This is a genomic window from uncultured Campylobacter sp., from assembly GCF_938039245.1.
In the GTDB taxonomy this organism is placed as follows: domain Bacteria; phylum Campylobacterota; class Campylobacteria; order Campylobacterales; family Campylobacteraceae; genus Campylobacter_A.
The window spans coordinates 1-23,487 of record NZ_CALHVN010000057.1 but is presented as its reverse complement, the minus strand read 5'-3'; the positions used below and the strand labels follow the sequence as shown (position 1 = coordinate 23,487).

General features: G+C 44.7%; 24 protein-coding genes. 15 read left to right on the top strand and 9 right to left on the bottom strand.

Annotated features, from left to right (window positions below):
• Nucleotides 1-61: 61 nt before the first annotated feature.
• Both Q0218_RS09980 and Q0218_RS09975 read left to right on the top strand, forming a co-directional pair.
• Entirely contained in the window at nt 62-781 is a 720-nt protein-coding gene (locus Q0218_RS09980; protein ID WP_297969177.1) for a LexA family transcriptional regulator, read from the top strand.
• A gap of 24 nt (nt 782-805) precedes the next feature.
• Nucleotides 806-1,879, top strand: coding sequence for a type I restriction endonuclease (locus Q0218_RS09975; protein ID WP_297969175.1), 1,074 nt, complete (start codon nt 806-808; stop codon nt 1,877-1,879).
• Between the two features lie 653 nt (nt 1,880-2,532).
• Here the strand turns inward: Q0218_RS09975 and hisG are convergent.
• Genes hisG through Q0218_RS09950 form a run of 5 tightly spaced genes read right to left on the bottom strand, consistent with a single transcriptional unit; the run spans nt 2,533 to nt 5,653 of the window.
• Nucleotides 2,533-3,141 (bottom strand): ATP phosphoribosyltransferase, encoded by a 609-nt coding sequence (hisG, locus tag Q0218_RS09970; protein ID WP_297969173.1) that lies wholly within the window; start codon nt 3,139-3,141, stop codon nt 2,533-2,535.
• Nucleotides 3,135-3,764 carry a type III pantothenate kinase gene (locus Q0218_RS09965; RefSeq protein ID WP_297969171.1) on the bottom strand — a complete coding sequence of 210 codons (630 nt, stop codon included), beginning with the start codon at nt 3,762-3,764 and terminating at the stop codon, nt 3,135-3,137. The genes hisG and Q0218_RS09965 overlap by 7 nt, the downstream gene beginning before the upstream one ends.
• Nucleotides 3,751-4,083 carry a hypothetical protein gene (locus tag Q0218_RS09960; protein WP_297969170.1) on the bottom strand — a complete coding sequence of 111 codons (333 nt, stop codon included), beginning with the start codon at nt 4,081-4,083 and terminating at the stop codon, nt 3,751-3,753. The genes Q0218_RS09965 and Q0218_RS09960 overlap by 14 nt, the downstream gene beginning before the upstream one ends.
• On the bottom strand, nt 4,080-5,090 hold the full coding sequence (locus Q0218_RS09955; RefSeq protein WP_297969168.1) for a PQQ-binding-like beta-propeller repeat protein: 1,011 nt from the start codon (nt 5,088-5,090) through the stop codon (nt 4,080-4,082). Before Q0218_RS09955 ends, Q0218_RS09960 begins: the two co-directional genes overlap by 4 nt.
• The gene (locus Q0218_RS09950) at nt 5,087-5,653 is read right to left on the bottom strand and encodes a hypothetical protein (RefSeq protein ID WP_297969166.1); all 567 of its coding nucleotides are present in this window, start codon (nt 5,651-5,653) and stop codon (nt 5,087-5,089) included. Before Q0218_RS09950 ends, Q0218_RS09955 begins: the two co-directional genes overlap by 4 nt.
• A gap of 125 nt (nt 5,654-5,778) precedes the next feature.
• Here Q0218_RS09950 and gatC point away from each other — a divergent pair, with 125 nt between their 5' ends.
• From gatC to Q0218_RS09900, 10 genes are all read left to right on the top strand, one after another.
• A complete protein-coding gene (gene gatC, locus Q0218_RS09945) occupies nt 5,779-6,066 on the top strand; it encodes an Asp-tRNA(Asn)/Glu-tRNA(Gln) amidotransferase subunit GatC (RefSeq protein ID WP_297969164.1) in 288 nt (95 codons plus the stop codon).
• Between the two features lie 11 nt (nt 6,067-6,077).
• On the top strand, nt 6,078-7,193 hold the full coding sequence (locus Q0218_RS09940; protein ID WP_297969162.1) for a type IV pilus twitching motility protein PilT: 1,116 nt from the start codon (nt 6,078-6,080) through the stop codon (nt 7,191-7,193).
• Nucleotides 7,193-7,774, top strand: coding sequence for a CvpA family protein (locus tag Q0218_RS09935; RefSeq protein ID WP_297969160.1), 582 nt, complete (start codon nt 7,193-7,195; stop codon nt 7,772-7,774). Before Q0218_RS09940 ends, Q0218_RS09935 begins: the two co-directional genes overlap by 1 nt.
• Before the next feature lie 9 nt (nt 7,775-7,783).
• On the top strand, nt 7,784-8,257 hold the full coding sequence (locus Q0218_RS09930; protein ID WP_297969158.1) for a Fur family transcriptional regulator: 474 nt from the start codon (nt 7,784-7,786) through the stop codon (nt 8,255-8,257).
• Nucleotides 8,257-9,759 carry a lysine--tRNA ligase gene (lysS, locus tag Q0218_RS09925; RefSeq protein WP_297969199.1) on the top strand — a complete coding sequence of 501 codons (1,503 nt, stop codon included), beginning with the start codon at nt 8,257-8,259 and terminating at the stop codon, nt 9,757-9,759. Before Q0218_RS09930 ends, lysS begins: the two co-directional genes overlap by 1 nt.
• Nucleotides 9,759-11,003: a serine hydroxymethyltransferase gene (locus tag Q0218_RS09920; RefSeq protein WP_297969156.1), complete on the top strand. Its 1,245-nt coding sequence runs from the start codon at nt 9,759-9,761 to the stop codon at nt 11,001-11,003. The genes lysS and Q0218_RS09920 overlap by 1 nt, the downstream gene beginning before the upstream one ends.
• Nucleotides 11,003-11,545 (top strand): DUF1882 domain-containing protein, encoded by a 543-nt coding sequence (locus Q0218_RS09915; RefSeq protein ID WP_295148136.1) that lies wholly within the window; start codon nt 11,003-11,005, stop codon nt 11,543-11,545. The genes Q0218_RS09920 and Q0218_RS09915 overlap by 1 nt, the downstream gene beginning before the upstream one ends.
• A gap of 9 nt (nt 11,546-11,554) precedes the next feature.
• Complete coding sequence (locus tag Q0218_RS09910; RefSeq protein WP_297969153.1) at nt 11,555-12,484, top strand: ABC transporter ATP-binding protein; 930 nt, start codon at nt 11,555-11,557, stop codon at nt 12,482-12,484.
• Nucleotides 12,481-13,284: a shikimate dehydrogenase gene (locus tag Q0218_RS09905; protein WP_297969151.1), complete on the top strand. Its 804-nt coding sequence runs from the start codon at nt 12,481-12,483 to the stop codon at nt 13,282-13,284. The genes Q0218_RS09910 and Q0218_RS09905 overlap by 4 nt, the downstream gene beginning before the upstream one ends.
• A gap of 239 nt (nt 13,285-13,523) precedes the next feature.
• Entirely contained in the window at nt 13,524-14,315 is a 792-nt protein-coding gene (locus Q0218_RS09900; RefSeq protein ID WP_297969150.1) for a hypothetical protein, read from the top strand.
• A 439-nt stretch (nt 14,316-14,754) separates the two neighbouring features.
• Here the strand turns inward: Q0218_RS09900 and pyk are convergent, their stop codons facing one another.
• Nucleotides 14,755-16,233, bottom strand: coding sequence for a pyruvate kinase (pyk, locus tag Q0218_RS09895; protein WP_297969148.1), 1,479 nt, complete (start codon nt 16,231-16,233; stop codon nt 14,755-14,757).
• A 148-nt stretch (nt 16,234-16,381) separates the two neighbouring features.
• Between pyk and dctP the strand changes: the two genes are divergently transcribed.
• A complete protein-coding gene (gene dctP / locus Q0218_RS09890; RefSeq protein ID WP_297969147.1) occupies nt 16,382-17,437 on the top strand; it encodes a TRAP transporter substrate-binding protein DctP in 1,056 nt (351 codons plus the stop codon).
• 1,105 nt (nt 17,438-18,542) lie between these two features.
• Here the strand turns inward: dctP and recR are convergent.
• Genes recR through Q0218_RS09875 form a run of 3 tightly spaced genes read right to left on the bottom strand, consistent with a single transcriptional unit; the run spans nt 18,543 to nt 21,036 of the window.
• Entirely contained in the window at nt 18,543-19,115 is a 573-nt protein-coding gene (recR, locus tag Q0218_RS09885) for a recombination mediator RecR (RefSeq protein ID WP_295142219.1), read from the bottom strand.
• Complete coding sequence (locus tag Q0218_RS09880; RefSeq protein ID WP_297969144.1) at nt 19,112-20,368, bottom strand: ArsS family sensor histidine kinase; 1,257 nt, start codon at nt 20,366-20,368, stop codon at nt 19,112-19,114. The genes recR and Q0218_RS09880 overlap by 4 nt, the downstream gene beginning before the upstream one ends.
• Nucleotides 20,365-21,036: a response regulator transcription factor gene (locus Q0218_RS09875; RefSeq protein WP_295142213.1), complete on the bottom strand. Its 672-nt coding sequence runs from the start codon at nt 21,034-21,036 to the stop codon at nt 20,365-20,367. Before Q0218_RS09875 ends, Q0218_RS09880 begins: the two co-directional genes overlap by 4 nt.
• A gap of 162 nt (nt 21,037-21,198) precedes the next feature.
• Here Q0218_RS09875 and dnaJ point away from each other — a divergent pair, with 162 nt between their 5' ends.
• Together dnaJ and Q0218_RS09865 are read left to right on the top strand one after the other, a co-directional pair.
• Entirely contained in the window at nt 21,199-22,368 is a 1,170-nt protein-coding gene (gene dnaJ / locus Q0218_RS09870; RefSeq protein WP_297969142.1) for a molecular chaperone DnaJ, read from the top strand.
• 380 nt (nt 22,369-22,748) lie between these two features.
• Nucleotides 22,749-23,348, top strand: coding sequence for a tetratricopeptide repeat protein (locus tag Q0218_RS09865; RefSeq protein WP_297969140.1), 600 nt, complete (start codon nt 22,749-22,751; stop codon nt 23,346-23,348).
• Nucleotides 23,349-23,487: the final 139 nt, after the last annotated feature.

Sequence of the window (23,487 nt, the reverse complement as noted above, 5' to 3'; positions counted from 1 at the left end):
TGGTATAAATGTCGAAATTATAGCACATATTTGACACCTTGTCAAGGATAAAGGAATTCTTATGACACTTTTTGAGAATATTAAGGCATTAAGAGTTGAAAAAGATTGGACACAAGGAGATTTAGCAAAATTTGCTGGCGTATCTATAGAGACGATAAAAAGGTATGAAAACGGCAAAACAAATCCAACAAATGATAACTTATCCAAAATAGCCAATGCACTAGGTGTAGAAATAAAAAATTTATACGACGGTGCGTCTCCTAGTGTGTCTCTTAGCCAAAAAAATAATATGTCTCTTAGTGCCAAAAAAGTGTCTCCTAGTCTCTCCAACCTTAAAAAAACAGAAGAAGCGGATCAAGTGTCTTACGATCAAATTCTCATCCGCAAGCTTAGTTCGGCTGTAGGCGCAGGCGAGAGCGTCGATATAAACGGCGTAGAGGTCTATGATACCGATATTTTGGTGCCCTTTTCCCAGATGCTTTTTAAAGTACGCCCCAAAAAAGCCGATAGGATCCGCTGCATGCAGGTAGACGGCTACTCGATGGTGCCTATGCTTTTCCCAGATAGCTGGGTGATCGCGGACGTTACGGCGAAATTTGAAGGCGACGGGCTATATATCATCAACTACTGCGATAACTTTATGGTTAAGCTCTTGCAAAAGAGCCCCGACGGCACGCTACACATAAAAAGCGTCAATAAAGACTACGAAAGCTACGATATAGGACCCGATGACGATGCGCAAGTATATATCGTGGGTAAAGTCTTGCGCTGCGTTATATAAAAAATAATCAAAAAGGAGAATTTTATGGACTTATACGAGGATCTACAGCGCTTAAGCGCCAGAATAGCGAGTATCAAGGACTCCGTTCAAACCGAAGAAGCCACGAAGCACTCGTTTGTGATGCCGTTTTTTCAAATTTTGGGTTACGATATATTTGACCCGACGGTCATAGTGCCCGAATTTACTGCCGACGTGGGAATCAAAAAGGGCGAAAAGGTCGACTACGCCATCATGCATGAGGGCAAGCCGCTCATCATCGTAGAGGTCAAGAAGCACACCGAAGTACTAGACAAGCATTCAAGCCAACTATATCGATATTTCGGTGTTACCGACGCTAAATTTGCGCTGTTAACCAATGGTGTAGAGTATCGTTTTTACTCCGACATCAACAAAGAAAACAAGCTTGACGAAAGCCCGTTTCTCATCGTAAACCTCGATGAGCTCAATAAACGCGACGTAAAAGCGCTTGAGCGCTTCACAAAAAGCAGCCTAAATATCGACTCGATACTGGAAATGGCTAACAAGCAGCGCTATATACTGGAGATTAAAAAGATATTTGAGGAAGAGACCGCTAGACCTAGCGACGATCTAGCCAGGATGTTTGCCGTCAGGATACTCCCGCAAGGAACGCGCATAACCGGCAATGTACTAGATGAGTTTAGAGCTTACACTAAGTCCGCCCTGGGCGAGATAGTGGCCGATCTTGCATCGAAGAAGATAAACTCTATACGCGCCGGTTTAACGGCAAATATCGCTGACGAGAACGAAGAAAACAGCGAAGATGAGGCTAAAATCGTAACTACGCAAGAGGAACTGCAAGGCTTTTTTATCATCAAATCGATACTTGGCGAGAACGTGGAGCTTGAAAAAATTTACGCAAGAGATACAAAAAGCTATTTTGGAGTATTGTTTGACGACAATAACCGTAAATGGATAGCCAGACTGCACTTTAATACGGCAAATAAGTACATCGGCATCCACGAGATAGAAAAACAAGAAACCAAGTATCCGGTCGAAAAGCTCGAAGATATTTATAAATTTAGAGATAAACTCATCGCTACGCTCAAAAGAGTACAAGGCGCAGAAAGCGCAGAATAACAAAAAACGCTTTTAATGCCCATTTAAACGGGTGTTAAAAGCGGTGTAAAATAATGTAAAGTTTTTGTAAAAAGATGTAAAGTAAAATTTCGCCACTTTGATTTTGAATAAATTCGCTCCCAATACCTATTTTTAGGCACTCAGCTCAAATTTTCCCTCACTTTGATTTCTGACAAAACTTTACATAATCCGCCTTCTTTATCGCCAGGCCTTACTGCTTCGCCGTCGTTAGTATTTGCTCGGTGCATTATTTGACGAAGTTCGTAAATCGCTTGCTAAGGTACCGCCCGCTTTTATCGCCTTAGTCGTTTCTCTTAGATGATATTTTAGCGCAGTGCCTTTGTCTATTATCTGTACGTATTTTAAAGCAGTTTGACGCACGGCATTTATAAAAGCGGCTCTGCTAGCTTCGCAAAATAGCGAGCTTGCTTTTTTAGATAAATTTGATATTTGGCGCGGATAAATCGAGGCTAAATTTATCTTTGAAATGGCTTTGATTATGCGTGCGAACCGATGCCGCGTATCTTTTTGGCTTGGTCGCTCTAATTTAAATTTTACGCTACGAATCTACAACGGATTGGGGCTTGGGCGTTTTTCGTTTATAGCCTAACGGAGGTTTATCTCAATTTGATCGTGCAGTAGATATTTTTAGCCTAAATTTGCGCTTTGATCTTTTCGTAAAGCGATAAAATTTCGTCTTTTTTGATAATAAAGCTATTTTTGTTTGCGATGAGGTACGCCGAGCTTTGCATGATGGTCTGGGCGACTTTTAGCCCGTTTTGTTTCATCGTCGTGCCCGTTTCTACGACGTCTACGATAGCATCGGCAAGGCCGACTAGCGGCGCTAGCTCGATCGAGCCGTATAGCTTGATGATTTTTAGCGCGGTGGCCTTTGCGGCGAAATAGTTGCGCGAGATGTGCGGCATTTTGGTGGCGATTTTTAGCTCGGGCGCGTTTAAATTTAGCTCCTCGCCCTCTTTGACGCCAACACAGACGCGGCATTTGCCGATCTTTAGATCAAGTAGGCGCAAGACGTCCGGGCGATGCTCCTCAAGTACGTCAAGACCTACCACGCCGATATCCGCAGCGCCGTTTACGACGTAGGTCGGGATGTCTTGGTTACGAACCATTAGAAATTTAAAATCGCCTTCGCTCATCAGCAGTTTTCTGTCCTCAAATTCAAACGAGCTATTAAAAATTTTCCTAAAAATCTCAAGCGTTTCGTCGGCGATGCGGCCTTTGGGTAGAGCAACCGTCAGCATAAGATGTCCTTTTTTTGTTCGATTAATTTTTGCATCCCGCGAAAAACGAGCATACGGTCGTAGATGCTGTCGGTAAAAAAACGCGACAAAAACTCGCCGTCGCCGCCCGTAAAGTATATTTTTGAGCCGTTTGCCATGTTTTCTATGAGAAGTAAAATCGGTTTTATGATGCCGTAGCTTACCGCGTCGGCCGTTTTTTGCGGGAGCGCGTCGAGATCAATTTGCGAATTTAGCGAGATTTTAAGCCTGGGCGAGATCGCTTCGCAAGCTTTTAAAAGGTGCGAGATACCAGGCATTATCGTGCCGCCAAGATGCATCGAGTTCATCATCACGTCCATGGTTATGGCGCTGCCGGCATCGATGATGAGGCCGTTTTTTACGGCGTAGCAGCTAGCGACTCGGTCGATACCTAGGCCGCTATAGATAGTGTCTAGCTCAAAATACGGCTCTAAATTTACGAATTTAGGTAAACTGCGAAGTCTTTGAGTCATCTCGTCGTTTACGCTGATGAAATAAATCCTCTCGTCGCTTTTAAAATCTTTAAAATTTTCGAGCTTGATTTTGGTGATTTTGCCGTCTTCAAAAAAGGTGGCGTTAGTGTTGCCTACGTCACATAGAGTCATATTTGTAGCCGTTTTCTTTCATCAAATTTACGGTTTTTGAGCAGATATCCGAGCTATAAAAAATAGCCTTTTTCTTAAAATTTATACCAGTTTGCTCGGCGATTTTGCTAGCTATTTCATCAATCGCTTCAAATTCTTTGCTCAAAAATCTAGCCTTTGCGCTGCGAAAAAATAAAAGCGTATAAAAGCCCTTCATATCGACGCCCGTAAGCGCGACAAGGGTCTTTTTTTTGGTAAATTTATCAAGCTGTGTCCAGTTTAAATTTTTTAAAACAATCTTTTTAGCTTCCAGAACTTGATAAATTTCTTGCTTCGTCATTTAAGCTCTAAGCTATAATCGTCGTAATAAAATTCTTTCGCGCCGGCAAAAATTTGGCTCTCGACCTCGTCTGAAAGCTCGTAAATTTTGGCATTATCAAGCGCTAAATCGGTCTTGATTAGATAACCCGTTTTTTCCATTATATAAAGCGAGCCGTTATAAACGGTGGCGCTTGAAAAGATGGCAAATTTAAAATACGCGTCTTTAATTTTTTTCAAATTTAGGTCGCTAAGTACGATTTTGCCGTCTTTTAGTAGGATGTATACGTGTTCGCCGTTTATGACTACGTCTTTGATCTCGCCGTTAAAATAAACCGTTTTTTCCGGATTTATCGAGACGATACGCTTGCCGGTGGCGGCTATCATCGTGTCGTTTACGACGTTTAGAGATATTACGTTGTTAAAAAACTGTTCGCTGCTAACGATTACGTCGCGTAAAATTCGGCCTTGGCTTTTATCTACGATCATGATCTTGCCGTCAAGCGTAGGGAAAATGACGAGCGAGCTCATAAATAACGGCGCCGCGACGCGGGAGTCTTGCGCATAGACGTTTGAGCTCTCAAACTCGAGCAAAACCTCGTTTGTCGCGATATCGATGAGATATATGACGTTACTCGCGGTTAAAGCAGCAAGCTTGTCGCCCTCAAGAGCGGCCGATACGACGGCTTGATCAAAGCTTCTTTGAAATAAAATTTCGTTGGAGCTATTTTCGACGACCAAGTTTCCGTTTAAATCCGAGCTGATAAATTTACCGTCGCCGTAGTTTAATAAGGTTGAGCCCTTTGGCAGCTTTATCTCAGGCGCAAGTAAGCCGCTTTTGGTTATAACCATGCCGTTTTTTAGCACCGCTCCGTTTAGGCTCGCCGTCGCGATGCTAGAAGGCAACCTGGTTTCTGAGGTTTTTTTGTTTTGCACGTCGGTCGGTTCGAAATATTGCCTTTTCGTGCTGCATCCGCCGAGTACGGCCGCGCACAAAACGGCGGCTAAAATAGTCTGAAATTTTTTCATTTTGCTTTTCCTTGGTAATGTTCTAAATTTTTGACGAGATCTTGGAGCTGCGAATTTAACGGAATTTTCTTAAATTCGTTTTTGGCTTCGTCGATTTTATCTTCTTTTAATAGCTCATAGCCGTTAATCGCGGCTCTATACGAACTTAAAATTTGACCGCTAGGCTCGTTTAATTGGGATTTTACGATATCTTTTAAAAGCGGATCGATCTGCTCGTTTGCTAGCGATTTTAACGCGTTCGTGTCGTTGTTATCAACGGCGATTTTAAATTCGTAAAGCGCGTAAAGAGAGGCGTCTTTTTGCTTTAGCTCGGCTTTTGCTTGCTCGTCTTTTGGGTTAAGTATTAGCTTAGCATAGGCGGCGTTTGCGGCTTTGAAATCTTTTTCTTTTAAAGCGTCGTTTATGTAGTATCCGATGGCGCCTATCGCGCATAAAACGACAGCGGTTATGATAAATTTGCTATATTTTTTAAAAAATCTTTCGCTTTTTATCATATTTTCTAAAAATTGTTCTTGAGTATTTAGCTCTTCTTTTATGGAGTTGATATCGTCTTTGATAGCCAAGCTTTTTCCTTAAAATTTTAGATATTGAAAGTTCGTAATTGTAGCATAATAATTATAAAACACCATAAAAATCAAGACAAAATGTGCTATAATGCGAGAAAATTTAAAAATTTAAACGAGGTTTTATGCAAATAGACGATACTCTGCTGGCTAAGCTTGAAAAGCTAAGCTCGCTTAAAATAGGCGAAGAGAAGCGAAAAGAGATTGAAAATCAACTTAGCGAAATTTTAAATTTCGTAGATATACTAGACGAGCTAGACTTAAGCGACGTGGGGGCGGTCGTAAGCTCCATAGACGGCGGAACTCCGCTAAGAGAAGACGTAAGCGTAAGCTCGGACGTGATAGAAACGATACTAAAAAATGCTCCTATGAGTAGTGAGCATTTTTTCGTCGTACCGAAAATAATCGAATAAGGAAAATATAAATGGAAGAAATAAAACAGGAGGGCGTAGGCGACGCGCTCGAACCTAAAAAAATAGACGTAAGCCTAGAAACGCTTCTAAAAACCGTCGTGCATAATAAGGCGAGTGACTTGCACTTGGTTTCAAAAAGCGAACCGCAAATTCGCATAGACGGAACGTTAAGACCGCTTGAGCTGGGAGTTTTGAGCGGACACGATATACAAGATATATGCTACGCTTTGATAACCGATACTCAAAAAAGCGAGCTTGAGGAGGATAAGGAGCTTGACTTTGCGATAGAGCTTCCGGGCGTAGGCCGCTTCAGAGGCAACTACTACTACACCTCAAACGGAGACCTGGCTGCGGCGTTTCGTATAATCCCTACCGACATACCGTCTCTTGACGATTTGAGAGCTCCGGGCGTTTTTAAAGAGGTCGTAAAGCGCGAAAAGGGCATGATACTGGTTACCGGACCGACCGGTAGCGGTAAATCCACCACCCTTGCCGCGATGCTAAACGAGATAAATTTAAGTCACAGAAAACATATCCTAACCATCGAAGATCCCGTAGAGTTCGTGCATACGAATAAAAAAGCGCTTTTTTCTCAAAGAAACGTCGGTACGGATACCCACTCATACGCTAAGGCTCTAAAAAGCGCGCTTCGCGAAGACCCCGATATCATCTTGGTGGGCGAGCTGCGCGATAGAGAGACGATATCTACGGCTATTACGGCGGCTGAGACCGGACACTTGGTTTTTGGAACCTTGCACACGAACTCTGCCATCCAGACTATCAACCGTATCATAGATAGCTTTGAAGGCGGCGAGCAGCTTCAAGTGCGAAATATGCTCTCAGTTTCTCTAACGGCGGTTATATCGCAAAGCTTGCTTCCTAAAACTAGCGGCGGACGAATCGCGATCCATGAAATTTTGATAAACAACAACGCTATCGCAAACCTCATACGCGAAAATAAAGTGCATCAAATTTACTCTCAAATGCAGCTAAATCAGCAAGTAACCGGCATGATAACTCAAACTCAGTCCCTAATGAAAGCACTCAGAGCAAATCAAATAAGCAAAGAGATGGCAATGAGATACTCCACCAACCAGCAAGAGTTGGGACCGCTACTGGGGATGTGATGGAGTTTGTTACGCTATTTGACGTGGTCGTAGTCTCGCTTGTGCTGATACTAGGCATAAAGGGCGTGATAAGCGGTCTTATTAAGGAGATATTCGGGCTTGTGGGGCTTATCGGCGGTATCGTGGTAGCTAGTAGATTTGCGGCAAAAGCCGGGCAAATCATCAGCGACAAAGTCTATAAGCTAGACGGGGATACGGTCTTGTTTTTCGCCGGATTTTTATCGACGCTCATCGTATTTTGGGTCGTTTGCTTGGGTATCGGCGCATTTTTATCAAAATTAGTCGGTCTAAGCGGACTCGGATTTTTAGATAAACTAGGCGGCTTTGTCGTGGGTAGCGCTAAAATTTTCCTAGTTTTTGCGGTGCTAATAGTAACGGTATCTAATATTCAGGTGCTAAACAATAAGATTGAGCCGTATTTTACCGGAAGCAAACTATACCCCGTGCTATTGGAGACCGGTAAATGGATAATGAACGTAGACGTAAAGGCGATAGCCGGCGGAGTAGGCAATATCGAGACGCCTTTTAATGCCGCCAAACAAGAGCATAAAACGAATTTAGAGCTAAATTCGACGATTTAAGGAGCAAAGATGACTATCGAAAATTTAGAATACGACGCCCTTCTTGAAAAATTCAAAAAAATTTTAAGAGATAACGGGTTAAAATACACGCAGCAGCGCGAAGTTTTGTTAAAAACGCTTTACAATAACGACGAGCATTTTACTCCGGAGAGACTATATTTTTTCATTAAAGAGACCTATCCCGACTTAAACGTCGGCATCGCGACCGTTTATAGAACGCTAAATTTACTCGAGGAAGCCGAGATGGTAACCTCTATCAGCTTCGGTTCGCAAGGGAAAAAATTCGAGCTTGCAACCAAGCCTCACCACGACCACATGATATGCCGCAGATGCGGAACAATCATAGAATTTGAAGATCAAACGATCGAAAAAAGACAATCCAGTATAGCAAAAGAACACGGCTTTAAGCTAACCGGACACATGATGCAGCTTTACGGAGTATGCAAGGAGTGTACCGCCAAAGAGACAAAGGGCGGCAAGTGATATTTGAAAATCAACTGGAAATCCAAAGGCTAGAGACTGCAAACGAGCTACGAAACGCGGGCGTAAATCCCTATCCGCATTTTTTGCGTCGCGATATGGATATAGCTAAATTTAGGCTCAAATTTAAACATATTATAGACGCCGAAGAAAAGAGCGCCGAAGGCCAGCTAGTAAGCCTAGCCGGACGCGTTAAGCTCATCAGGGATGCGGGCAAGGCGATATTTGCCAACATCGAGGATGAGGACGGCAATCTCCAAATTTATTTTAGCAACAAGACGCTTGATCCGGATTGGTTTAAGGTCGTAAAGAAAAATATCGAAGTAGGCGACATTATCTACGTGCGCGGGTATGCTTTCGTCACGCGAACGGGCGAATTTTCTATGCACGTTAGCGAGCTAACTTTGGCGTCAAAGGCCATTTCGCCGCTTCCCGAGAAATTTCACGGACTAACGGATATCGAGACCAGATACCGCCAGAGATACCTCGATATGATAATGAATCCCGAGGTTAGGGCCGATTTTAAGCGTCGCTCGGTTATCGTTAGCACGATTCGCAGATTTTTCGAGGACAAGGGCTTTTTAGAGGTTGAGACTCCTATGATGCACCCGATCCCCGGCGGAGCTAACGCTAAGCCTTTCGTTACGTTTCACAATGCGCTTGGCGTGGAGAGATTTTTACGCATCGCACCCGAGCTTTATCTAAAGCGTCTCATCGTGGGCGGCTTTGACGCCGTTTACGAGATGAATAGAAATTTCCGCAACGAGGGCATGGACCTAACGCATAATCCCGAATTTACGAGCATCGAGTTTTACTGGGCGTGGCACACTTATCACGATTTGATGGGGCTAACAGAGGAGCTATTTAACGTGCTTCTTGATAAACTAGATATGCCTAAAATTATCGAATTTGACGGTATGCAGATCGATTTTAGCAAGCCGTTTAAACGCATAAGCTACAAAAAAGCACTCGTAGAAATCGGCGGGCTAGACGAAACTATCATTGACGATAAAGATAAAATTTTAGCCAAGCTCAAAGCGGACGGCTTTGAGGCAAACGCTAAGCTTGATTTGGGGCATTTGCAGGCCGAGCTTTTCGATAACTACGTAGAGAGCAAGCTGACCGATCCGACCTTTATCATCGACTATCCGATCTCTATCAGCCCGCTTTCTCGCAGAAGCGACGCAAATCCGGATATCGCCGAGAGATTTGAGCTATTTATCGCAGGACGCGAGCTAGCTAACGGCTTTAACGAGCTAAACGACCCGATCGATCAATACGGCCGTTTTGCTTCGCAGATCGAAGCCAAAAACGCCGGCGACGACGAAGCTCACGAGATGGACGAGGACTATGTGAGGGCTCTTGGCTACGCGATGCCTCCGACTGCCGGGCAGGGTATCGGCATAGATAGGCTCGTGATGCTACTAACCAATAAAAAATCCATCCGCGACGTGGTGCTTTTCCCTGCTATGAGACCTCAAAAAAACGAAACCAAGGAGAATTAATGAGTTTGCAAAGTTACGATAAAGAAATTTTTGATTTAGTAAATTTAGAACTAAAACGCCAATGCGACCATCTCGAAATGATCGCGAGCGAAAATTTTACCTATCCTGAAGTAATGGAAGTAATGGGCTCGGTTCTAACTAATAAATACGCAGAAGGCTATCCAGGCAAACGCTACTATGGCGGCTGCGAATACGTCGACCAGATTGAGCAGCTAGCGATCGATCGTTGCAAAGAGCTTTTTGGCTGCGAATTTGCAAACGTACAGCCAAACTCGGGCTCGCAGGCAAACCAGGGCGTTTACGGCGCGCTTTTAAATCCGGGCGATAAAATTTTAGGCATGGATCTAAGCCACGGCGGACACCTAACTCACGGCGCAAAGGTAAGCAGTTCGGGTAAAATTTATCAGAGCTTTTTCTACGGCGTGGAGCTTGACGGACGCATAAACTACGACAAGGTGATGGAAATCGCGCAAATCGTAAAACCTAAAATGATCGTGTGCGGCGCGAGCGCATATACGCGCGAGATCGAATTTAAGAAATTCCGCGAGATCGCCGACGCTGTAGGCGCTATACTCTTTGCCGACGTAGCGCACATCGCGGGCCTAGTAGTCGCAGGCGAGCATCAGAGTCCGTTTCCGCACTGCGACGTGGTGAGCTCGACTACGCACAAGACGCTTCGCGGACCTCGCGGCGGTATCATCATGACAAATAACGAAGAGTACGCCAAAAAGATAAATTCGTCCATCTTCCCGGGCATCCAAGGCGGCCCGCTCGTTCACGTTATCGCGGCAAAGGCGGTAGGCTTTAAACACAACCTAAGCCCTGAGTGGAAAATTTACGCCAAGCAAGTTAAGGCAAACATCAAAAAACTAGCCGAAGTTTTGGTAAAACGCGGCTTTGATCTAGTTAGCGGCGGCACCGATAACCATCTAGTTTTAATGAGCTTTTTAAACCGCGAATTTAGCGGTAAAGACGCTGACATCGCGCTAGGAAACGCAGGTATAACGGTAAATAAAAATACGGTCCCGGGCGAAACAAGAAGCCCGTTTATCACGAGCGGTATCCGCATCGGAAGTCCGGCGCTTACGGCTCGCGGTATGAAAGAAGCGGAATTTGAGATTATTGCAAATAAAATCGCCGACGTGCTAAGCGATATCGATAACGCCGACCTTCAAAGCAAGGTAAAAGCCGAGCTAAAAGAACTTGCGAGCAAATTTATCATCTACGATAAGGCGACTTATTGATGCAAAGCATAGACACCGCGCTAATCAAAATGAACACGAGCCACTACTGGATCAAACGCGATAATATCGTAAGCAAGATCGAGTACAAGGGGCGTACATTTTTTAATAAATTTGAGCTCATAAACGAGCCTCTAAGCTATCAGGTGATAAAAGATCACGACGAGGGCAAGATTACCGTCGCGCACTCGCTGATACTGCCGGGCGACAAGGTCGAAAATATCGTATTTGACTACAACGGCAGGATGCCCGAGCGCTTTTGGCACCGAGCTCAGCTTTTGCTCCGCGAGGAGGGGTTTATAAATTTTACCGCTTACGAGAGCAAGACACCGGGGCACTTGCACCTCTACGTGCATAAAGGCCACACGACGCTAAACGAGGGCTACCAGATCGCAAATAAGCTATCTATGCTGCTTAGTTCGCGTTTGGTTAAAGAGTGGAGAGTGTTTCCGACGATGGAGCTACCGAAAGAATTTAACATCTTGACGTTGCCGTATAAAGTTTATCAAAAAGAGCGCGGCGCAAGCTGGTCAAAACATATGTAAGGAGAAAAAATGGAGTATAACGAGCTAAGAGACATCATGCTTGATAACAACGAAGACAAAAAAAGCAAAAGCGTCAAAAGGATACTCGTCCTAGTCGCCGTCTTCGTTATTATATTTTTGGCGGTTTTGATCGCGATGAAATTTTTAAATTCATCAGAAACCAATGCCCAGATAGCCCAGCCCGACTCTAGGATGACTCTACCGCCAGAACCCGATAATACTAGGAGCATCCCGCAACAAGTAAACGTGCCTACGCCGGAGCAAGTAGCTCAAGCTCAGCCGCAACCGCAGCCCGAGCCGACCCAGCCTTTAGTCCAGGAGCCGCAGCAAAATAACTTTGAGCAAGTGCCTATCGTGCCTGAAAATAAAGGTCAAGACAGCTTTGAAGATATGGTAAAGTCGCTCAAGGAAAAAGAGGATAAAAAGCAGCAAGAGGCACAAGCCGGCGATCCCGCTACGCCTCCGACGGAGCCTGCGACCATACAAGGCGCGCTAAAGCAAAACGATGCTCCTAGTCCTCAGCCTAGCGAACCTAAAGCCGAGTCTAAGCAACACGTAAATGTCGTAAAAACAAAAGAGCAGAAGCAAAAAGAGGCGAAGAACGAAAAAGTAGCCAAACAACCAAAAGCAACCGATGCGCATAAAGAAAAAGTCGCGAAGCAAAAGCAGACTAGGCAAACTCCGGCCTCAGGTGGCGACGAGGCCCACAGCGGTAGCTATATACAGGTTTTTGCGGTAAAGCACTTTAACGAAAAAGCGCCCGAGCTTGGCAAGCTAAAAGCCGCAGGCTACGCATACAAGCTATATAGAACGAACGTAAACGGCGATGAGATCATTAAAGTACTCGTCGGCCCTTATAGCGGAGCCCATCTAAAAAGCGAGTTAGCCAAGATCAAGCAAAACGCCGCTCCAAACGCATTTATCGTAAATATAAAATGAAAATTTTCGCCGTTTTCGGCAACCCCGTCTCTCACTCCATCTCGCCCAGACTGCATAACGCGGCTCTGGGCGAGCTTGGTTTATCTAGCGAAGCCCTCTATACTCGCTACGAGCTAATGGACGGCTCGAAACTCATCTATAAATTTAAAGAACTAAAACTAAGCGGCGCCAACGTGACCGTCCCGCATAAAGAGGCTGCGCTTGCGCAGTGCGACGTAGCGGACGAAACGGCTATAAAAATCGGCTCCGTAAACACTCTCGTCTCTCGTAGCGGCAAAATTTACGGCCACAATACCGACGCACCCGGATTTTTGCGGGCGATAGAGAGTTTTGGTGAGATAAAATCAGCTCTCGTTTTGGGCGCGGGCGGGACGGCTAAAGCAGTCGCCTATGCGCTAAAGAGCTGCTGCGTGCGAGTTTGCGTGCTAAATAGAAGCGAGGGGAGACTAGCAAATTTCGCCGAATACGAAAATTTTAGCTGGGCGAATTTCGCCGAATTTAAAGGCGGCAAATTTGACCTCGTCGTAAATACGACTTCAGCGGGGCTAAAAGATGAAATTTTACCCGCGCCCACCGAGCTTTTGCGTCCTATTTTTGACGAGGCTAAATTTGCCTTTGACGTGATTTACGGTAAAAAAACGCCTTTTTTAAATTTAGCCGCCGCTAGCAGACTCGCGCATAAAGACGGCTTAGATATGCTACTTTTTCAGGCTGCTTTGGCGCTAAACTTATTTTTTGACGGCTCGCTTGACGAGGCCAAAATCCAAGCCGCTATGCAAAAGGCGTTGAGGCTAGGGTAAATTTTGCTTTAAATTTTATAAATTTTTTGTTTTCTTGTGCATTTTGGCAGTCAAATTTGCTCAAATTTAAAACTGCTTTGCGATAAATTTGTGTAAAGTTGCGTCCAGCGTGCAAATACGCCGCTGCGTGGATAAGCCAAAGTAGCCGTTTTTTACAGCAAAATTTAAAACATCGTAAAATATAGCATCAAATTCGGCGATAAATTTAGTATTTTGCGATGCGAGTCTAGGAGATAAATTTGAAAACAGAAGACAATCAGATGCAAAATTTAAACAACAATCCTCAAAGCTCAAATTTGACGAATCCAGGCTCAAATAAATTTACAAGAGACTACGACAAAGAGCCGATAATAGTAAAAAACTACGAGGATTTCTTTGTTGAAACGCTATTTTTTATGCCGCTGGCATTTAGCATTATCGTAACTATTTTTATTATGGGGTGGGTTGAAGATAAAAGCATAGACAACATCTTGTCGTTTGTCATAGCGTTGGCCTGCATAGCATGCTGGATGATTATCAACTACTTCTTTTATGTGATAAAGAAAAAAGATACCGTTCATTTTATGAACGACTCGGTTAAATTTTATGAAAGCGGCATTTTAAGGCATACTTCATCGCTTAAGAATTTAGACGAGTTGATTTGCAAGCCGCTAGACACCAGTATGCCAAACAAGGGAGTACGCGATATCGTATTGTATATAATAGTATTATGTGGCTTTTTTGGTATGTCCGGTAGCTTGCTGTTTGTTGTTTTATTTGTGATTTTTGTTTATCTTGGAAATATAATCATAAAAATATTTTTCCAGCTGGCAACGCAAGGAAATTTAAGCGGTTTTACGCTTTTTCCAGCTATTATCATAGACGAGCCGCATTATCCAAACGTCAAATTCGTTACGTATTATCACGCACTTTGTAAAAAATATTTTATAATTTTTATTTTCGATAAAGACAAATATGCAGAGATCAAAACCTACTTTTTGGATAGAAAAAATATAAATATCGACGAGGTTAAAAAATATTATTTGCCTTAAATTCGTATCGTCAATAATGAGAAGTCTGCAAAATTTAGCTTAAACAAGCGTTGGCTACTTATCTTGAAAAATTAAATTTTATGAACAACTTTAACTCGCCGCGGTGCAAATTTTGCTAGGTTTCGCTCGGTAAATTTGAGTCAAATTTACTCGTATCAAATAAATTTAGTCTTTTGCTCCGCTTACTCTTAAAATCGCACAGGTTAAATTTAAAGCAAAAGCCTGTCAGGCCTAGCTACATACGCTCAAATTCGTTTAAATTTATTCGCCTCTTGGCTTAGGTAGGTCAAATTTGAAACCAAATTCGGCTCGGGTTGCTTTGGGTGGATTAAAATCGGAGCCCAGGCCGAGCATGCCTCGCTCAAATTTAGCTCAAATTTACCTGCCGCCTAAGCTTTTGCGGGCTAAATTTAGCTCAAATTTAACCCGCATAGATTTGCTATTTTGCGTCTTTTTGCTTTTGCGCCAGCTCGGTATAGTAGTCGATTTGCTCGCGTTTTAGGATACGGATGAAGTTCGTGCTGCCCGCGACACCCGCAGGATAACCGGCCGTCATGATGTAGGACTTGTCGCGGCTAACAAATCCCAGCTCGGAGGCTTTTTTGATGGTGTTTGCCACGAGTAGATTAAGGTCGTCTCTACCCAACACGAAAGCAGGCGTCACGCCCCATGCCAGCGTGAGCTGATGGGCGGTCTCCTCGTCGTGCGTGATAGCGATGATGTCTTTGTTTGCGCGGTATCTGGCCATCTTTAGAGCCGATTTGCCGGAGCTTGTTATCGAGATGATGCTTTCTACGTCCAGCTGTACGGCCAGCCTAGCCGAGCTAGCCGCGACTACGTCTATGTCGTCGTAGCGCTCGAATTTATCGAATTTATTAAACGGATAAATCTGCTGCGTTTGGACGATGGTGTTTCGCATCGCCTGCACGACGGCGACCGGGTTTTTGCCGATGGCGCTCTCTTCGCTTAGCATCACGGCGTCCGTGCCGTCTAGCACGGCGTTAGCTACGTCGCTGATTTCTGCTCTAGTCGCCGTTTCGTGTTCGGCCATGCTTAGCATCATTTGCGTGGCGGTGATGACCGGTTTTGAGGCTTCGTTGGCCTTTTTGATGATGAGTTTTTGGATAGTCGGCACCTTGTAATAAGGAACCTCGATACCCAGATCTCCGCGCGCGACCATCACGCCGTCGCTAGCTTCTATGATCTCGTCTATGTTTTCTACGGCGTCGAATTTTTCTATTTTTGCGTAAATTTTAGCCCGTGAACCGAAATTTTCTAAAATCTCGCGCGCTTTTACGATATCGTTTGCGTTTTGCACAAAAGAAATAGCGACGAAATCTACGCCGTTAGCCGCGCCAAATCTCATATCCTCGCGGTCTTTTGGCGTGATGACGTCGATGTTGATTTTGGTGTTGGGGAAATTTACGCCTTTATTGGAGTTTAGCGTCCCGTCGTTTTCGATGCGCGCTAGCACCGCTTCGTCTTTTTTGCCGCTGCCCGCGCGCTCTACTTTGGCCCTGATGGAGCCGTCGTAGAGGTAGATGTATTCGCCCTCTTTTAAAAGCGGTAAAATTTGAGGCTGATTTATGCTTAGCTTGTAGCTGTTTTCGCCCGTTTTTTCGCCTAGGATTTCGTCTTTATACACTTCAAGCGCATCGCCGGCTTTTAGCCCAAAGGGCTCTTTTAGCTTGCCGACCCTTATTTTTGGGCCGCAGATATCTTGAAATATACCGATCGGGCGCCCGATTTTGGCTTCGACGCGTCTGATTTTTTCGATCGTTTCTTTATGGTACTCGTGCGAACCGTGGCTGAAATTTAGCCTAAACGCGTTTACGCCGGCAAGCGCTAACTGCTCGATGATCTCTTCGCTTTGGCTTGATGGGCCGATAGTGGCTAGGATTTTAGTTTTTTTCGTCAAATTCGATCCTTTTGTTAAAGTGCTTCATTTTACATCAAATTTGAAAATAAATTTACGTTTTTTTGAGCAAAGAAGAAAATTTAATATTTTTAAAGCGGCTTTAAATTTGCTTAAGTATAATCGCTAAAACTATTTTTAAGGAGCAAAAATGAAAAAGTTTTTAGCACTCTTAGCCGTTTTTGGCTTAGCGCTTGGCGCAAATGCCGCGGACAAGACCTACAAGCTAAAGCTAGCTAGCACTTGGGAGGGCACTACGCCTGTTTTGGGAGATGCGGCAAAAGAATTTAAGCGCGTCGTCGAGACGCTAAGCGACGGTAGGCTAGAGGTTAGGATAGACTATCCCTCTAAGCACAAATCTCCGTTTGGTATCCTAGATTTTGTAAAAGGCGGCCAGTACGACATCGGCTACACGGCGTCTTACTACTACAAGGGCAAAGATGCAAACACTATGTTTTTTACCGCTGTGCCTTTTGGTATGACCGCGACTGAGCTACGCGCATGGTATGAGTTTGGCGGCGGCAAGCAGCTAGAGGAAAAGGTATTCGACAAATACAACATCAAAGTTTTCCTTGCGGGAGACACCGGCACGCAAATGGGCGGTTGGTTTAAAAAAGAGATCAAAAGCGTAGATGATCTAAAAGGCCTAAAGATCAGGATCCCGGGCTTTGGCGGCGAGGTTATGGCGCGCGTGGGAGCGACGATAAACACGATCCCGACCGGCGAGCTATACATGGCGCTAGAGATGGGTACGATAGATTCGGTCGAGTGGGTGAGCCCTGCGTTTGATATGGGCCTTGGCTTTCACAAGATCGCTAAATACTATTACACCGGCTGGCAAGAGCCGAGCGGCCAGACTCAGTTTTTCGTAAATAAAAAGACCTACGAGAAGCTACCTGCCGACCTTCAGGCTGTGATCGAGGCTGCGGCTAACGAGGTAGCTAGCATGTTAAATAGCCGCTCGTTCTTTGATAACGCCGAATACTGGGCGAAGATGAAAGCCGAGTATCCCGATATCGAGGTTCGCTCGTTCCCTCAGGACGTCATGGACGCGCTTAGAAAAGCAAGCGACGAGATCCTAGACGAAGAAGCGGCGAAAGATCCGCTATTTAAGGAGATTTTGGACTCTCAAAGAGCGTTTTTGGCTAAGGCTCGCGAGTGGACGAAAATTTCCGAGTTCTCGTATATCCAAAAAACTACAAAATAACCTCTCGTCGCCTCGTTTTAACGGGGCGGCTATCCTTTTTAAATTTTGCGTCATTTTATTTTTTAATCTTTTGCTATTTCGTATGCGCGCTTTTGCGCCGCCTAGTAGCGGGCATTTTGACGCGGCATTTGGGATTAGATTTTAGCTTGCGGTTTTGCGGACGTTTGATTTGCTTTGAGTTTTTATGCTAAATCGCGATAAATTTATGGTTTTGCCGCGTATTTGGTTAAACCTTGCGCCGCGTAAACGACTCGGTTTAGGGTGGGCATTAAATTTGATTTGCTATGATTTGGATTATTTTTGCGGCGCTCTGGTTGGGATTTTTAGGTGAGGAAAGATTAAATTTGATTGCCGAGTGGGTTTGGTTTTAGCCTCGCCAGGGCAAAGCAGCCGCCTAGTAAATTTAAGCTAAAGCCCTGCTTGGTGCTTACTGATTTAAACGACTCGCATTTCTTTTCGTTAGCGTAGCCGCAGATGAGTAAATTTACGCTCGTTAAGCTGAAATTTAACGCCGCCGCTAAGTAAGGTCAAAATTTAAACAAGGCAAACCGCAGATGTCTTTTTGGATTTGCTAGTGTTTTTGCAGGTCGTTTGTCTGAAAAAATCCAAACTTGCAAGTTAAATTTACTTGCCGTCCGCGACGACACTTTTTACCCAAAAATCGGCTAAAGATTAAATTTAAACGGCAAACTCGGCGGGGTGAAAATCGAATTTAGAAATCTTACGACCGCGCGGCGATAAATTTAAGCTTTGGCGAGGTAGGCGGCCGAAAATAAACCGGCAAGTACGGGTTGCGTGCTTAAATCACGCGGGGCTTAGATATAAATTTATTGCCGAACGTAGCATGCCGCGGCTAAAATTTGCGCTTAAACGGCACGCGGCAAACCTAGGCGACCGCGCGGACGACTTGCTTAGAGCCGCTTAAATTTAAATGAGGAGGAGACGTAAAACGTCGCTCGCAAATTTACGGCTGCTAGCGGCTTGGCCAAGTTTGCTTATTTTAGGAAAGCCAAGCGCAAATTTAGCGGCACGAATAAAATCGCGAGATTAAAGACTAAATTTTTAAGAGTTTGAGACGGAAATTTACGAGGCGGCGCCGGTAAATTTATAGCTCGGTTCTACTATCAAGCGCTTTCATAAGCGACAGAAGGTCGATATTTTCGAGATTTACGCCTGTTGGTACGCCTTGGGCTATCTTGCTAAATTTAACGCCCAAATCGCTTAGCTTGTCTTCTATAAAGACCATCACCGCATCGCTACTAAGCCCCGGCGTTAGTGCGAAAATAATTTCGGTTACGCCGTTTTGGCGGATGATTTCGCGTAGTTTTTCGGTTTGCGTCTGTGTTATCTCTTCTAGCACGAAGTAGCGGCCGCGGTAGATCGCGCTTTGCTCAAAAACCAGGATATCTTTTGGGCTTTCGACGACGGCTAGTAGCTCACTGTCGCGAGTTTCGTCGCTGCAAACGTCGCAAATCTCGTCCTCGCTAAGCCCGCCGCAAATTTGACATTTGCCAGTAAATCTTACGGCGTCCTCGATACTTTGGGCTAGTTTTAGTCCGCCTAAGTTATCTTTTAAGCATACGTGATAGGCGTAGCGCTGGGCCGATTTTTTACCCACGCCCGGCAACCGCTCAAAGGCCGCGACTAATTCATTAAATTTCTCAAGCCCCTTTTTCAACGCTTTCCTTCTTCAACGTTTTCTTTCGGCTTGGTGCAGATTTTAAACGCGTGGTAGCCGTCTTCGTAGGAGTATTTTAGGCTAAATTTATGCATCTGACAGATGTGGTCGATGATATAAAGACCAAGCCCCATGCCGCCGCTTTTGTTGTCTTTTTCGCGGATAAAGGCTTGCAAATAATACTCAATGGGCTTTTGTAGCGGCTCGCCGAGGTTTTTTACGACGATGCCGTCTTTGTCGCAGATAACCTGCGCCTTTTTGTCGTCGGCGTATTTTAGCGCGTTATCGATGAGGTTTTTAATCGCTAGCGAAAACAGCGCGAAATCTACGCGCAGTAAGACGTCTTGCCTGATATCGACGCTTACTTTTTCTTCGAATTTTTCCATCATCAGCATATCGCGCGCCTGATCCAAGATATTTGAAAAGTAGGACTCCTGATAGTTTAGTGCGTAGCTTTTAGATAGAAGCTGCTCGATCTTGCCAAACTCGTTTATGAGCATATCAAGCCGTTCAAATATCGCTATCAGGCGGCTTTTTTGCGTTTGACTCTGTACCATTTCCGATACTATGCGGCCTTTGCCGATGGGCGTTTTTAGCTCGTGCATTATCGTGCGCAAAAAAAGCTGGCGCGAGCGAATCAGCTCTTTTATCTTGCTAGCTGCGGCGTCAAATTCTATCGCGACTTTGGCTATTTCGTCGTTGGAGTCGGGTTTGGCTATATTTACGTCCATATTTCCGGCGCCGAATTTCCTGATGTCGGAGCTTAATTTTTTTAGCGGCATCAGCGAGTTCATCACCGAAACGTAAAGCGATACTAAAAGCGCCGTCGTGAGGATAAAGCCCACCCATATCGGGTCGTTTATGTTTTTAGCGTCGTCGCTTTCGAGTAAAATTTGAAACGACGTATTTTTGATATGCAGATAAAGTCCGTCCTGAAAAAGCAGCGACTGAAAAAGCCCCAGCGGGGTTTGCTTGGCGAAGACTACTTTGCCGCCGTTTGTGATATCGGCGGCAAATTTATCGTTTTTAACGTAGGTAAGCCCGAAATTTTTAAAATAAACCGTCAAATCGCTAGGAGGATTTGATTTTTCAAACGATGCGACGAGATAGTTTATCGCGCTTAGCTGCTTTTGCTTTATCTTGTCTAGAGTATTATCTAGCTGTATGCTGGCAAAAGTATAAAACAAAACGCAAACTAGCGTCAGCGCGATGGCGAAAACTACCGAAATTTTCGTCGTTAAGGAGTATCTCATCCTATGAGTTTATAGCCTATGCCGCGTACCGAAAATATATGCTTAGGCGCTTTTGAGCTGTCGCCGATCTTTGTTCTTAGTCTGCCGATGATGACGTCTAAGCTTTTTGAGTCCTTGTCTTTTAAGCTTTTGCAGTTATAAACAAGTTGCTCTCTGGATACCGAAAAGCTGTGTTGCTTTATGAGATAGCTTAAAATTTCATATTCTGCCGGCGTTAGCGTGAGGCTTTCGTTGTTGTAGTAGATCTCATGCCTGCGCTCGTCTATCCTAAATAGCGTCTCGACCGCTTCTTCTTGTACTTCGTTGCTCTTTTTGTAGCGGCGGATTAGGCTCATGATGCGCGCGTACATCTCTTTTGGATCGTACGGTTTTGGCAGATAATCGTCCGCGCCTAGCTGTAAACCCACTACCTTATCGCTGATATCGCTTCGAGCCGAGGAGATGATGATAGGGATGTTGTATTTGCTACGAATTTCCTTGCAAACCTCAAGCCCGTCCATACCGGGTAGCGTAAGGTCTAGGATAAGTAAATCGAAATTTTTAATCCCGGCGCTTAGTCCTAGATACGGGTCTTCGAAATTTGTTACTTTGATATTAAAATCGCTCAAATACTCGGATAGAATTTGCGCGAATTCCGGATCGTCTTCAATCATTAAAACATTAATCATTTTAGGCCTTTCAATATAGATTTAACGAAAATGATTATAACCAAAAAATGTTAAATTTTCGTCTAAATTTACTAATCTCGTTTAAAATTCTCCCTTGCTTTGAAATTTTAGAAATAATAAGCTAAAATCGCCCCTTTAAATATATAAATTTTAGGAGATTTTGTGGAAATAGACTACTACGAAATTTTAGAAATCAGCAAAAATAGCGACTCCGAAACCATAAAAAAAGCATTTAGAAAGCTTGCCCTAAAGTACCATCCGGACCGCAATCAAGGCGATAAAGACGCCGAAGAAAAATTTAAAAAAGTAAACGAAGCCTATCAGGTGCTAGGCGACGAGCAAAAGCGCGCGATATACGATAGATACGGCAAGGCGGGGCTTGAGGGCAGGGGCGGATTTAGTTCCGCCGGATTTGGCGCGGATATCGATCTGGGCGATATATTTAACTCGTTTTTCGGCGGCGGATTTAGATCAAGCTCGCAAAGCCGTAAAAGAAGCATCGACAAATATCCGCTTGATTTGGAAATAGCCTTAAAAATAAAATTTAACGAAGCGGTTTTCGGTGCGGAAAAAGAGGTAGAATTTACGATAAAAAAACCGTGCAAAACCTGCAAAGGCACTGGTTCTAAAGACGGCAAAACGCACATTTGCCCGCACTGCGAGGGCAGAGGGCGTATAGTGCAGCAAAGAGGATTTATGAGCTTTGCGCAGGAGTGTCCGTATTGCGGCGGTAGCGGCGAGACCGTTAGCGACAAGTGCGGCGAATGCGACGGTAGCGGATACAAAGAGGAGCGCCAAAACGTCAAGATAAACGTCCCTGAAGGCATCGACGACGGCATGCGTATGCGCGTAAGCGGTAAGGGTAACGTCTCCGTAGACGAGAGTAGGGGCGATTTATACGTATATATCGAGGTTGAGCCCGACGAGCGCTTCGTGCGTCACGAAAACGACGTTTATATCGAGATTCCGGTATTTTTCACGCAAGCTATCCTGGGCGAAACGGTCACGATACCGACGCTAAAGGGTACGACCGAGCTAAAGCTGCCCGTGGGCGCAAAAGATAAGCAGCAGTTCGTATTTGACGGGCTCGGGGTAAAAAACGTAAATACCAAGCGCTACGGCAGGCTTGTAGCGCAAATCGCGATAAAAACGCCAAAAGAGCTAAACGAAGAGCAAATTTCGCTACTACGCAAGCTACAAGAAAGCTTCGGCGTGCAAAGCGGCGAAGCGATGCATGAAGAGGAAGAAGGCATTTTCGACAAGATAAAAGGCTGGTTTAAGGGCGAAGAAGAGAGCGATAAAAAGAGCAAAAAAAAGGGCAAAAAAGCATAAATTTAGCCTGAATTACCCGCCTATTTATTTGGATTTTGCTTTGATTTTTTAACGGCTAGGGTGATAAAAGCTTTACCGTGCAAGCTCGTTTGGGATTAAAATCCAGAGCAAATTTATGGGTCTAATTTTTTTCGGCCGTTTGCGCACATTTGGGATTTTGACGTTTAGCGGCTTGGTTTGCGTAGCGCTTGGACTGATTTGGAGTTAGCCGACTGAGATTTACCGGCTTGCTTAAATTTAGTTTTTGATCGCGCTTTTAGCGCCGTCTTTGCTAGCTAGGGCACGGCAAAAACCGCCCTGTTTAAGCGCGTAAATTTACCGGTTCGTATCAAAACTAATGATCTTGCGGAGCTAAATTTAACGAACGCACGGAGGTAACGATGAGAAAAATTGTATTTTTAGTCTTTATTACGGTTTTTGTTTCTTGCGCGAGCGAGCGCGATTTGGCAGAGGACAAAGCGCCTTGCGACGTAAACGGACTGCAAAAAAGCTGCGACGCGGGCGATTTTGAGAGCTGCGACAACTTAGGCCTTGCCTACATCGGCATCAAGCTTGAGGAGTGCGACCTGGACAAAAACTACGAAAAGGCGTTCGCGCTGTTTAAAAAGGCGTGCGACGGGGAGTACGTGCGCGCCTGCGTAAATTTGGGCGTAGCGTACCGTAAAGGCGAAGGGGTTAAAAAGGACGAACCAAAGGCTGTCTTGCTCTATAAAAAAGCCTGCGATAGCGGCTATCTACTAGGTTGCGCAAATTTAGGCTCGCTTTACGAGCAGGGGCTCGGCGTCAAAAAAGACACGCAAAAAGCAGGCGAAATCTGGCGCAAAGCCTGCGAGGCAAAAGACGGGATGTCGTGCTTTAATCTCGGCGTGCTTTACTACAACGCAATTCTTGGCGAAAAAGACGTAACTAGCGCAAAAAACTATCTACAAAAGGCGTGCATCTACGGCTGGAATGATGGCTGCGAAGCCGCAAAACGCTAAAATTTAACCAATAAATTGGACTTGGTTTTTAAAATTTATACAATTAGCAAAACGCAGTTTGGCCGCGGTGCGAGCGGGATTTTAGGGCTAGAGACAAACATGCTGCACGTCATCGCGCTAAACGGTATTATTTTTAGCA